This is a genomic window from Winogradskyella pulchriflava, assembly GCF_042434315.1.
Taxonomy (GTDB): Bacteria; Bacteroidota; Bacteroidia; order Flavobacteriales; family Flavobacteriaceae; genus Winogradskyella; species Winogradskyella pulchriflava.
In genome coordinates, this window is sequence record NZ_JBHLTQ010000005.1 from 39,879 (window position 1) to 52,589 (window position 12,711).

Annotated in this window: 12 protein-coding genes; 5 read left to right on the forward strand and 7 right to left on the reverse strand. The window is 32.9% G+C overall.

Annotated elements, in window-relative coordinates; all coding sequences use genetic code 11:
* Positions 1-37 precede the first annotated feature (37 nt).
* The gene (locus ACFFGA_RS09670; RefSeq protein ID WP_386063115.1) at positions 38-1,837 is read right to left on the reverse strand and encodes a glycoside hydrolase family 15 protein; all 1,800 of its coding nucleotides are present in this window, start codon (positions 1,835-1,837) and stop codon (positions 38-40) included.
* Between the two features lie 81 nt (positions 1,838-1,918).
* On the opposite strand from ACFFGA_RS09670, the gene ACFFGA_RS09675 reads away from it, so the two are divergent.
* The gene (locus tag ACFFGA_RS09675) at positions 1,919-4,105 is read left to right on the forward strand and encodes a bifunctional alpha,alpha-trehalose-phosphate synthase (UDP-forming)/trehalose-phosphatase (protein ID WP_386063117.1); all 2,187 of its coding nucleotides are present in this window, start codon (positions 1,919-1,921) and stop codon (positions 4,103-4,105) included.
* Between the two features lie 67 nt (positions 4,106-4,172).
* On the opposite strand, the gene ACFFGA_RS09680 is transcribed toward ACFFGA_RS09675, so the two are convergent.
* Together ACFFGA_RS09680 and glgA are read right to left on the reverse strand one after the other, a co-directional pair.
* A complete protein-coding gene (locus ACFFGA_RS09680; protein WP_386063120.1) occupies positions 4,173-5,438 on the reverse strand; it encodes a glucose-1-phosphate adenylyltransferase in 1,266 nt (421 codons plus the stop codon).
* Positions 5,435-6,646, reverse strand: coding sequence for a glycogen synthase (gene glgA, locus ACFFGA_RS09685; RefSeq protein ID WP_386063123.1), 1,212 nt, complete (start codon positions 6,644-6,646; stop codon positions 5,435-5,437). Before glgA ends, ACFFGA_RS09680 begins: the two co-directional genes overlap by 4 nt.
* Before the next feature lie 235 nt (positions 6,647-6,881).
* Between glgA and msrB the strand changes: the two genes are divergently transcribed.
* The 3 genes from msrB (at position 6,882) to lpdA (ending at position 9,460) form a co-directional block, all read left to right on the forward strand.
* Positions 6,882-7,367 (forward strand): peptide-methionine (R)-S-oxide reductase MsrB, encoded by a 486-nt coding sequence (msrB, locus tag ACFFGA_RS09690; protein WP_386063126.1) that lies wholly within the window; start codon positions 6,882-6,884, stop codon positions 7,365-7,367.
* A 104-nt stretch (positions 7,368-7,471) separates the two neighbouring features.
* A complete protein-coding gene (locus ACFFGA_RS09695; RefSeq protein WP_386063129.1) occupies positions 7,472-8,026 on the forward strand; it encodes a DUF1572 family protein in 555 nt (184 codons plus the stop codon).
* A 57-nt stretch (positions 8,027-8,083) separates the two neighbouring features.
* The gene (gene lpdA, locus ACFFGA_RS09700) at positions 8,084-9,460 is read left to right on the forward strand and encodes a dihydrolipoyl dehydrogenase (protein ID WP_386063132.1); all 1,377 of its coding nucleotides are present in this window, start codon (positions 8,084-8,086) and stop codon (positions 9,458-9,460) included.
* A gap of 86 nt (positions 9,461-9,546) precedes the next feature.
* Here lpdA and ACFFGA_RS09705 read toward each other — a convergent pair whose 3' ends face one another.
* On the reverse strand, positions 9,547-10,020 hold the full coding sequence (locus tag ACFFGA_RS09705) for an outer membrane beta-barrel protein (RefSeq protein WP_386063133.1): 474 nt from the start codon (positions 10,018-10,020) through the stop codon (positions 9,547-9,549).
* Between the two features lie 4 nt (positions 10,021-10,024).
* Positions 10,025-10,441: a type II 3-dehydroquinate dehydratase gene (aroQ, locus tag ACFFGA_RS09710; protein WP_386063136.1), complete on the reverse strand. Its 417-nt coding sequence runs from the start codon at positions 10,439-10,441 to the stop codon at positions 10,025-10,027.
* A gap of 234 nt (positions 10,442-10,675) precedes the next feature.
* On the opposite strand from aroQ, the gene ACFFGA_RS09715 reads away from it, so the two are divergent.
* A complete protein-coding gene (locus tag ACFFGA_RS09715) occupies positions 10,676-11,206 on the forward strand; it encodes a hypothetical protein (protein ID WP_386063139.1) in 531 nt (176 codons plus the stop codon).
* Between the two features lie 68 nt (positions 11,207-11,274).
* Here the strand turns inward: ACFFGA_RS09715 and ACFFGA_RS09720 are convergent, their stop codons facing one another.
* Both ACFFGA_RS09720 and ACFFGA_RS09725 read right to left on the reverse strand, forming a co-directional pair.
* Positions 11,275-11,895, reverse strand: coding sequence for an outer membrane beta-barrel protein (locus tag ACFFGA_RS09720; RefSeq protein WP_386063141.1), 621 nt, complete (start codon positions 11,893-11,895; stop codon positions 11,275-11,277).
* A 159-nt stretch (positions 11,896-12,054) separates the two neighbouring features.
* Positions 12,055-12,621 carry a porin family protein gene (locus tag ACFFGA_RS09725; protein WP_386063144.1) on the reverse strand — a complete coding sequence of 189 codons (567 nt, stop codon included), beginning with the start codon at positions 12,619-12,621 and terminating at the stop codon, positions 12,055-12,057.
* Positions 12,622-12,711 lie beyond the last annotated feature (90 nt).

Below are 12,711 nucleotides of genomic sequence, written 5' to 3' on the forward strand. Positions count from 1 at the left end.
TATTTTCTCTATGGCTTGAAAAGATATCGTATAAAGATTACGACAAAATATCCTTTACCTTTTCATCTTTAGTGACTTTAGAGAGATTTATTGCGGTTTCAATCAATGCTAAATGAGAATAAGCCTGAGGAAAGTTTCCTAATAAACGTTTTGTTTTAAAATCTAAATCTTCGCTAAATAAACCTAAATGATTACTATAGGATAAAAGTTTCTCGAATTGTTCGACAGCGCTTTTTTCTTCTCCTATTTTATACAAACTATTAATATACCAAAAAGTACAGATTGTAAAAGAAGATGATGGTAATCCAAAATCATCCTGATTCTTATAGCGATACAGTAAACCATCGTTAGACAATTCTCTACCTATTGCTTTTACTGTACTGACGTACTTTGGGTGTTTAGCATCAATAAAACCGTAGGATTCCATCAATAAAACTGAGGCATCTAAATCTTCTGATCCATAAGATTGGGTGAATGCTTTTGCTTTATCGCTCCATGCATTGACCATAATATCTTCTTTAATGGCTTCTTCTAACAACTGCCAGCGCGCAAGTTTATTAGTTTTCCCTAGTAATTTTGCAACCTTTATAGCTTTATCTACGGCTGTCCAACACAAAACCTTTGAGAATGTAAAATGTTGATCTTCTGATCTAAACTCCCAAATCCCTTTATCCGGTTCTTGCCAATGCTTATTTACAACCCAAACAATACCTTTGGTTATATTCCATAAATCTTCTCCGTCTTCAATATCATTGCTAAAGTTTAGCAATAATTGATGAATCATATCCATTAATATTCCGAAGATGTCATTTTGTTTTTGCTTATATGCTGCATTACCAATTCGCACAGGACTCGAATCTTTATAACCAGATAAATGTTCTAAAAATTCTTCGGTTAATTGTTTCTCGCCATTAATACCATACATAATCTGAAGTTTCTCATCTTTATCTGGTATTAAACTGATTATAAATTTAAGGTAACGCTTTGCCATGTTTTTATGTCCCATGGTTGACATCACTTTAATTACCATTGATGCATCACGTATCCAACAGAATCTGTAATCCCAATTGCGGACCTCACCAATAGTTTCTGGTAAAGACGTTGTAACTGCTGCTAATACAGCACCTGTTTTATCGTAGCTTAATAATTTAAGCGTCATTGCACTACGTGCTATTTGTTTGTTGTAGCTTTTGAACGTTGTTGTACGCTCCATCCAATTAAGCCAATATACTTTAGTACGCTCGTATTCTAAAAATATATTTTCAAGGGTTGGTGTAAACAACTTCTCATGATAACCTACCAAGAAAAAATGATCTGATTTTATTGCGATCTCTTCACCTTTAACAACTTTTTCTTTATTTAGATCTGTATATAAAAACAAGGTGTCAAAAGCTTCATTATCTGTTAAACTCACAACAAAATCATTCTTTACATATGTTGATGTCTCACCTTTAGCATACTCTAATTTAGGGTTATAAATAACTCTTACCGAAGGTTTACCAGATAAGTGTTTAATATACCTAACAAATTCTGGTGGTGCATTATATGCGCCAGTCTCCTTGTAATATCTTGGCATAAAATCTCTAACTTCAAAAGCATCCAAGCCATTATTAAACTTAGTTACGAGTATTACGGTATTATCAATGTATTGCTGACTAATTTGATAGCTATCATCTACTTTAAACCCAAAAGATCCACCAATTTTATCATCTAATAGCTTTCCGAATACTGAAGGAGAATCAAATTGTGGTAAACAGCACCAGTCTACAGATCCATCTTTAGAAATTAAAGCAGCACTTTTGCAGTTACCTATTATACCATAATCTAAATTATCCATAAACTATTTGATTTTTGAAGTGAAAGGTTCTTTATTTTTTTTAAATTAACAAAATTCTAGCAGTTAACACAAATTATCTTTATGAATAAAACTATAATTGTTTCAAATCGGTTACCTCTTCAAGTTTCAATCCATGACAATTCCTTAAAAGTTTCGCCTAGTGTTGGTGGCTTAGCAACTGGTATGAAGTCTGTTCACTCTGAAGGTAATGGAATTTGGGTTGGTTGGTCTGGTATTCCTGAGAATGAATTAAATCCGGAATTATCAAGAGAAGTTCAGAATAAAATAAAAAAAGAAAAATGTGTTTCCGTACCACTCACTTCACAAGATATAGAAGAATATTATGAAGGTTTTAGCAATAGAGCACTTTGGCCGTTGTTTCATTATTTTATGGAATACACCAATTTTGAGCAAAAAGAATGGGAAGCCTATAAGCGTGTAAATGAAAAATTTGCAGAAGTTGTAATTGACAATTTAAATGATGGTGATACCGTTTGGGTACACGATTACCAATTATTACTCTTACCACAACTCATAAAAGAAAAGAAACCTAATACCACAATAGGCTTCTTTTTACATATTCCGTTTCCTTCGTATGAAATTTTTAGAACATTTCCTTGGCGTGAAGAGATTTTAACTGGTATGTTGGGTGCGGATTTATTAGGATTCCACACTTACGATTATGAACGTCATTTTTTAAGTTCAGTTAAACGCATATTACGATTAGATGTTAATTTTAATGAGATAAACTTTCACGATAGAATAATTAAAGTTGATTCATTTCCAATGGGAATTGATTATAGCAAATTTCATAATGCTGCTTTAAAACATCATAGCGATTCTTACGAAAAATCAGAGCTCAGAACGCGATTAGAAGAACATCTTGTAGATGATAAAAAACTGATTCTATCTATTGATAGGATGGATTACACCAAAGGCATTCCTAATAGAATAAAAGCTTTTGAATATTTTTTAGACACTTATCCGCAATATAAGGAAAAGGTTAGATTGGTGATGTTAGCAGTACCGTCTCGCTCTAATGTACCTCAATACCAAAAACTTAAGCGTGAGACAGATGAGTTAGTTGGTAGAATAAATGGAAAATTTGCGACTGTTAGCTGGACTCCTATATGGTACTTTTACAGATCATTACCATTTGAAAATTTAATTGATCTATACATCTCATCCGATGTTGCATTAATCACTCCTATTAGAGATGGCATGAACTTGGTTGCTAAAGAATACGTTGCTACTCGAACTCATGGTAACGGTGTGCTTATCTTAAGCGAAATGGCTGGAGCTTCTAAAGAAATGAATGAGGCCTTACTAATTAACCCTAATAGTTATGAAGATTTTGCCGCAAGCCTTAACACTGCACTAACAATGCCCTTAAATGAGCAAGAAACTCGGATTAAATTATTGCAAAAGCGTTTAAAACGTTATGATGTTGAAAAATGGGCAGAAGAATTTTTAAAAGCTTTAAAGAAAACAAAGGAAGTAACAAGCAACAATATCACTAAAAAGCTTACAAGTGAATATGAAAGTGCTTTGATAGAAGACTTTAAATCTAAAAAGAAGAGATTATTACTTTTAGATTATGATGGAACTTTGGTTGGTTTTAAGGACAATCCACAAGATGCTTCACCAGATGAAGAGCTCTACAAACTCTTAGATTCTCTTCAAGAAAAAGCCACAGTCGTATTAATAAGTGGTAGAGATAAAGCTACGTTTCAGAAATGGTTTGGTGATAAATCATACAATTTAGTAACAGACCATGGTATATGGATTTACCAAAACAATAAATGGACTGCTCTAGAACGGGTAAAAACAGATTGGATGCAAAATCTACAACCTATTTTAGAAACTTTTGTTGATAGAACGCCAGGAACTTTTATAGAAACAAAAAAATACTCATTAGCTTGGCACTACAGAACAGCAGATCCTGAACTTGCCAAAACCAGAACTCTAGAACTCAACACGGTTTTAACCAGTATGGTATCTAACAACGGCTTATCAATTCTACAAGGAAATAAAGTTATAGAGATTAAAAGTAGTAATGTCAATAAAGGACGTGTAGTGAACCGATTGTTGTTAGAAGAAGATTACGACTTTATTTCCATATTAGGTGATGATTGGACGGATGAATATATGTTTGAAGAAGCACCAGACTCTGCTTACACCATTAAAGTTGGCTTTACAAAGACTAAAGCAAAATATCAAGTAAAGGATGCTGAGCAAGTAAGAGAATTACTTAAAAAATTGATATAAAACTAAAAGACCAAAATAGTTCTATTTTGGTCTTTTATATTACTATACAATTAAGTTGTAAGGCCTTTTAAATTATAGTTCCTGCAGGTATTACTGCATCTTTTTTAACAACTACAATTCCCTCTTTTATAACGTATTTATCTGTTTCCATATCTTTAAGATGTGGCCCTCCATTTATCCTTACATCATCACCAATGCGACAATTTTTATCAATTATAGCATTTTTTATAAAACAACGTTCACCAATACCTATTAGAACATCAATTTTTTTAGCTTCTATATCTGCTAAAGATTCGTACGTATCACTACCCATCATATAAGTATTTATCACAGTGGACTCCTTACCTATTCTAGACCTTATACCAATTACAGACTTTTCAATGGTAGATGCATGGATTATACATCCTTCAGCGATAACAGCTCTAATTAAATTCGTACCAGAAATTTTAGACGTTGGTAATATACGTGCATTCGTATAGACACGATTGTCTAAATCGTAAAGATTAAACTGTGGAATATCATCTGTTAAGCCAAGGTTAGCTTCAAAAAACGAATCGATGTTACCAATGTCTGTCCAATAGCCTTCAAACGGATAGCTCATTACCTTATACTTGTCAATACTTTGTGGAATGATTTCCTTTCCAAAATCTACAGTACTTTCATCATTCATTAGCTTCACAAGTAAATCTCTATTAAAAATGTAAATTCCGGTAGAACCCAAATATTCTCGTCCCTGAGCTTTCATTTCATCGCTTACCTCTGACTTCCAATCTACTATTACATCTGCAGGTGGTTTTTCAACAAACGATGTAATTCTATTGTTATCGTCTGTTTTCAAAATACCAAACGAAGTTCCATCTTTGGCATTTACAGGATATGTACCAACCGAAATATCAGCTTTAGCTTTAATATGCTCATCAATCATTTCATTATAGTCCATTTGATACAATTGATCACCAGATAATATTAGGGCATATTCAAAATCGTGTTGCAAAAAATGATGCATACTTTGACGTACTGCATCTGCAGTTCCCTGAAACCATTTATCACTTTTTATTGTTTGCTCTGCAGCTAATACATCAACAAAAGCTGAACTAAAAAAACTAAAATGATAGGTGTTTTTTATGTGTTTATTTAGAGAAGCCGAATTGAACTGTGTTAACACAAACATGCGCTTAATATCTGAATTAATACAATTTGAAATTGGAATATCTACCAATCGATATTTCCCAGCAATTGGAACTGCCGGTTTTGAGCGGCTTTCCGTAAGCGGGTATAACCTTGAACCTTGGCCTCCACCAAGAATTATACTTAAGACTTTGTCGTTTATCATTGTTTACCTATTAGAGATTTATATATAGCTTCTGTTTGTTTTGCAATGGCTCGCCAATCAAAAAATTCTTCAACACGTTTTCTGCCGTTTTTTGCCATTTTATTTTTCAGTTCTTTATCATTTATGACTTTGTTAATACCTGCTGCCAAATCTCTTGAAAACTGATCTGGATTAACAGGCTCAAAAGGTGCAGATGTTTGTTGTTCTAGTTTAATAAGTAATCCTGTTTCCCCTTCTACCACAACTTCTTTTATACCTCCAACTGCACTTGCAACAACTACTGTTTCGCAAGCCATAGCTTCAATATTAATAATTCCGAAAGGCTCATAAATAGAAGGACAACAAAATACATCTGCATGCGAATACAATTGAATTACATCTTTTTTATCGAGCATTTTATCAATCCAAATAATATTATCTCTCGTTTTTGAAGCCTCTTTTACTGCATCTTCCATCTCCTTACCTATTTCTTTAGTATCTGGTGCTCCTGCACATAGAACGACTTGTATATCCTTATCTAAATATTTTATAGCATTTACCAAATGGATGATTCCCTTTTGACGTGTAATCCTTCCTACAAACAAAACATAGGGCTTGTTTTTATCTATATTGTAAGTATCTAAAACTGATGTTTCTTCAACAACAACATATTGTTCTAAATCAATACCATTATATACAACTTCTACTTTACTTTCATCAACATTAAAATGCTTTAAAACATCTTCTTTTGTTTCTTCGGAAACTGCAATTAAACAATCTGCCATTTCAATAGCTGTCTTTTCTATCCAAGATGATGCATCATAGCCTCTTCCTAACTGCTCACGTTTCCATGGTCGTAATGGCTCTAAGGAATGTGTTGTTATTACCAATGGTGTTCCGTAACAAAGTTTTGCCATAATACCAGCAAAATGGGCATACCACGTATGACAATGCACTATGTCTGCATCAATGACATCCGAATTCATTAAAAGTCCTGTACTTAATGTTTTGAATACTGCCTTTAATTTTTCGTCTGCATTATCAAAATTAGAATTATCAAAAGGATATCCTTGAACGCTTAAATTTTCAGTTGTAATGTCCTGATCTCCAAAAGCACGCACCTCTACTTCCATTAATTTTGCCAATTCTGCGGCTAAATATTCAACATGTACTCCTGCTCCACCATATACGTATGGAGGAAATTCCCTTGTAAAAAAAAGTGCTTTCATTGCGGTTGGTCTGTAAGGTTTTGAAAAAATTGAGACCAATAACTCTCTGGTATCGATCAATTAATTGAACAATCAATTTACAATTTAAAATTAAATTTTTAAATTAAAATGTGAGTTAATTTATACACTAATAATAATTTAATAACAAGTGTAACAATTAAGGCTAAACTATAAAGCTAAATCAAAACATACTGTTATAACTAAGAAAACACTAACTTTATTTAAAATAAATACTATGAAAAATAGCATCTTAATCCTTTTAATAACCTTGTGCTTTAGTTGTAATTCTTCAGCACAAAAAAATGAAACAAAAGAAAAAGAAACTTATCCGGTAACAAAAACTGAAGCCGAATGGAAAGCCCAACTTACAGAAAAACAATACTATGTTTTAAGAGAAGCTGGTACAGAACGTCCTTATTCTAGCCCTTTAAACAAAAACTACAAAAAAGGCACCTATCATTGTGCTGGCTGTGATACACCTTTGTTTAAAAGCGAGCATAAATTCGATTCTGGTACAGGTTGGCCAAGTTTTGATAGAGAAATTGAAGGAAACGTAGCTTACGGAACAGATACCAAAATTGGTTATACAAGAGATGAAGAGCATTGTGCTACTTGTGGTGGGCATTTAGGACATGTATTTAATGATGGCCCAAAAGAAACTACTGGCAAACGTCATTGCATTAATGGAGCCGCCTTAAAGTTTGTGCCTTCAGAGGAATAATATACATTACAACCTCTTAGAATAGTGATATAAATTCTATCAATGGTTATTAATAACTTTTGTGGTTTTGTATCACTATTTTTATTGGTACAAATTATACCACCATGGAAAATTCGTATTTACCAAGTGTCTTAAAGCAATTTGAATACTACAAATCACTTGGAGATAAAACCATTGCGCAGTTAACTTTTGTAGATTTACAAAAAGAATTTGCAGCTGATTCAAACTCAGTTTCTATAATCGTAAAACATATTGTAGGCAATATGCTTAGTCGTTGGACTAATTTTTTAACCGAAGATGGTGAGAAAGTATGGCGAAAACGAGATGAAGAATTTATAGATACTTTTAAAACTAAAGAAGAACTGCTACTAGCTTGGAACAATGGATGGGAATGTTTGTTTAGTGCCATTACACCATTAAAAGAAGAAGATTTAGAGCAAATTATCTACATTAGGAATCAAGGACATTCAGTAACCGAAGCTATAAATAGACAAATGATGCATTATGCTTATCACGTTGGACAAATCGTATTTTTAGGCAAACTCATTAAAGGAACAAAATGGCAATCGCTTTCTATCCCTAAAGGAAAATCATTAAACTACAATAAAGAAAAGTTCAATAAGGATAAAGGAAGAAGACATTTTACAGAAGACCTTTAATATTACATTTTGGTTTTGTAAATTCGTAGCTTCAAAATTCAACTAAAAAACTTACGCATGAGTAAATACGATATTATTGTCTTAGGAAGTGGACCAGGTGGTTATGTTGCAGCTATTAGAGCTTCGCAATTAGGTTTTAAAACTGCTATTATTGAAAAAGAAAGTCTTGGCGGCATTTGCCTTAATTGGGGATGTATACCAACAAAAGCGCTTTTAAAATCTGCTCAAGTTTTTGAATATCTTAAACATGCTGAAGATTACGGTTTAAAAGTTAAAGATGCTGAACACGATTTTGATGCCGTTGTAAAACGTAGTCGTGGTGTTGCTGAAGGCATGAGTAATGGTGTAAAGTTCTTAATGAAAAAGAACAAAATTGATGTTATTGAAGGTTACGGAAAACTAAAAACCGGAAAGAAAATTGATGTTGACGGTACAGAATATTCTGCTGACCATATAATTATAGCAACTGGTGCACGTTCTCGCGAATTACCAAGCTTACCTCAAGATGGTAAAAAAGTAATAGGTTACAGACAAGCCATGAGCTTAGAAAACCAACCTAAAAAAATGATTGTAGTTGGTTCTGGTGCTATCGGTGTCGAGTTTGCTTACTTCTACAATTCAATGGGTACTGAAGTTACTATTGTAGAATATTTAGACAAGATTGTACCTGTAGAAGACGACGAAGTTTCTAAGCAATTAGAGCGTAGCTTTAAGAAAAACGGTATTAAAATTATGACATCTGCTGAAGTCACTTCTGTAGATACATCTGGTAAAGGCGTTAAAGCTACCGTAAAAACTAAAAAAGGTGAAGAAGTATTAGAAGCTGATGTAGTATTATCTGCAGTTGGTATTAAATCTAATATTGAAAATATAGGATTAGAAGATGTTGGTATTGTTGTCGATAGAGACAAAATCATTGTGAATGATTACTATCAAACCAATATACCAGGCTACTATGCCATTGGAGATGTAACACCTGGACAAGCCTTAGCACACGTAGCGTCTGCCGAAGGTATTCTTTGTGTTGAAAAAATTGCAGGTATGCATGTAGAAGCATTAGATTACGGCAACATTCCTGGCTGTACGTATTGTACTCCTGAAATTGCTTCTGTTGGCTTAACAGAAGAGCAAGCAAAAGCACAAGGCTTAGATGTAAAGATTGGTAAATTCCCATTCTCTGCTTCAGGTAAAGCAAGTGCTGGTGGAAACAAAGAAGGTTTTGTAAAAGTAATATTTGATGCTAAATATGGCGAATGGTTAGGCTGCCACATGATTGGTGCTGGAGTTACAGATATGATAGCCGAAGCTGTTTTAGGTCGTAAATTAGAGACTACAGGACATGAAGTATTAAAAGCTGTACATCCTCATCCAACAATGAGTGAAGCCGTTATGGAAGCGGTTGCTGCGGCTTATGATGAAGTTATTCATTTGTAAGCCCATCCTAGCCTTCCCAGAGGGAAGGAACTTTTACTCGGATGGGAATAATAAATTTAAGGCGATTCATCAGAATCGCTTTTTTTTTAGAGTTTATATCCAATACCTAGAAATATAATATTAGGTGAGAGTTCTTCAAAACCAATGGTATATTTCATGTGTAAATTAAGATTGTCCGATAAATCATATCCTAGGCCAAGGTCTGCCCTAACCTTAAAATTATTTGAGAAAAAATCGAAAAAATAGTTTAAACTAGGTCCAACCAAGATATGCAGATCGCTATTAATATTGTATTTTAAATATATTGGTGCATTTAAGAATTTAAAATCGTTTATACCAATATATATGAGCTCTGGTTGAAGACGAAAATTATCATTAATACTAAAGTCTGAAAATAAACCAGCATAATAGCCAACTTCAGTATCTGGATTTGTCCCAAAATCACCTTCTGTGACTTTAAAAAATGTAAAATTTAAACCTCCCTTGATTCCAAACTCTGATTGAGCAGTTAAACAATAACTAAAGCAAATTAATCCAAAAAGGAGGATTGATTTTTTCATATTATTAAATAAAACTCTGAATTGCCAATTCGTAACTCTGAAGGCCAAAACCAAGAATGACACCTTTTGCATTTGGTGAAATATAAGATTGGTGCCTAAACTCTTCTCTAGAAAAGGTGTTTGAGATATGCACTTCTACTACAGGTGTTGTAACAGCCTTAACCGCGTCACCAATGCCCACTGAGGTATGTGTATAAGCAGCTGCATTTAAAATAATACCATCATAAGAAAAACCAACTTCCTGGATTTTATCTATAATTTCACCCTCAATATTAGATTGAAAATGCTCTAATGACACACTTGTATATTTTTCCACAGCAGAATCATAAAACTCAGTAAATGTTAAATTACCGTATATATTCGTTTCACGTTTGCCTAACAAATTTAAATTTGGACCGTTTATAATAATAAGTTTTTTCATAATTATAAATGTAACAAAAATACGATACAAAAAAAGCCAATAATACGTTAGTCTTTCAGCTTTTATTGCAACTATTCTTTATACTAAAGCAGAAATTTGAAGTGTCTAAAATTTTCCTCTCCAATGATTCATTTTTTTTATTAACAATTTAATAACGTATTTTCCTACTAAATATGTTAAAAAAGTGAAAAATAATAATATATTTATGCTTAAATAAACCAAATCATATAATTTATGAAATTAAATTTAAAATTACCCCAACTTTTTATTGTAGCTATTTTTTCAATAGTTGCGTTTTCATGCTCTAGCGATGATGGAGATAATGACTCAAGCTCTATTGAAGGTGTTCCTTCTGGAGAAATTGTACCTACAGAACTTAGAAACGAAGCCTTAACAGGATTCTTTTCTGAAACACCTATCGATGGTGAAACCCAAAAATGGTGGACTCACATCATTTCGAATTTCGATTTTTCTTCTGATGAATGTGGAGATGACTTTTCTATAGAAGATCAAGGATTTATTGCTTTTTATCCTGACGGTAATTATTATCAAAAGTTTTCTATTGGTGGCAATCCTAGCCAATTAGGCTCATGGGAATGGTCTAACAGCTCACACTCAAGGATAACTGTTTATACACAAGGTCTTGAGCAAGAATTTACAGTAACTTATCTAAATGAAGACAATGTAGTATATGGGTCTGTACAAAGTGCATCAGGATGTTCTGTTACAACTTATGAACAGTTCAACAATCCACACTACGAATAATAAAACTACTAATCAAATAAAAAGCCAAAACTTAAGTTTTGGCTTTTTATTTGTATGATGTTTATTACTTAGAATACAAATAATAAACCAAAAGAAGCGTTACCACCAAATGGGTTAGCTATATCTCCGAAACCAAAGTTGAATTCTGACACGGCCTCTGCTCCATCAACGTCGAACTTAGAAGAAGAGAAAGATAAAACGTTTTTTAAACCAAAAGATAAAGCAATCTTTTCAGTTACAAAATAGTTAATACCTAATCCTAACCCTGCTCCAATAGTGTTTTCTTTTACATCAGCAAGTTTGTCATTCATACTTGCATAACCAACACCAAACTCTGCATTAGTCTTAAAACGCTCCCCTAAATCTAAGAAATAGTAACGTCCAAAAGCACCAACACCGAAACCTGATTCTTCTGATACATCAGTACCAGCAACCTCTTCTTTAAAAGAAGCATAAGATAAGCTACCTCCAATAGCTAAATCATCACTAATAAAATATCCTACAGTTGGGCTAAGGTTAAAACCATTAGACTTAGTCTCTGTATTTTTATCATTTTCACTGTTAAAACCAACGCTACCTTCTACAAAGATATCTCCTTCAGAGAATCCGAAAGTTTTAGACTCTTCTTGAGCGTTCATGTTTGTTAATCCGAATACTGCAATAGCAGCTGTAAATAATACTTTTTTCATAATTTGGGTAAAGTTTAAAATTAATTTGGTCGGCAAATGTAAGTGATAGATTACATTATTAACCCTAGTGAAATGTTAAAAAAGTACACCTTTTATCGATTATTAATAAAACAAAAAAGAGGCGAAAATTCGCCTCTTTTATATTATCTTATTATGTTATTAAAATCGATAGCCTAGACCTACTTGTACATAATTAAACTTCACCTTTACATCTTGATCACCAAAATCATCATCGTCAATATCAAGACGATTAGATATCCCTAAAGAATAGCGCAAATCTATAATAAAATTTTCATTGATATCAAATGCTAAACCCAATGCCAGACCAACACCTAATCTTTTGAGACCTTCTGCATCATCATCCAGCACATAATCTAACTGAGGTCCAGCTAAAAGGTTGAACTTTTCAGAAACCGCATATTTACCCAAAATTGGCACAACGAGAACATTACCATTATCACCATCTCCAGTGATTACAACATATTGTAATTCTGGTTGAATATTGAATTTATCGGAAACTGCAAAATCGGCAAATATCCCAAAATAAAAGCCAGATTCATCAACTGATACCGAGTTACCATCGGCAGATGCTCTAGCTACAAAAGAATTATATCCTGCTTTTACACCATAAGAAACTTCAGTATTTGTAATAACATTTTCGTCTTGGGCATTAACAGTAAAGATGCTACAAAAAGCAACAATTACAGATAAGATTATTTTTTTCATACTAAGAAAATTAATGTTTAATTTATGAGTAAATGTAAAACATATTGTCATCCCTTTTTTAAATACAAATTAATTTTTTCATTATTTAGA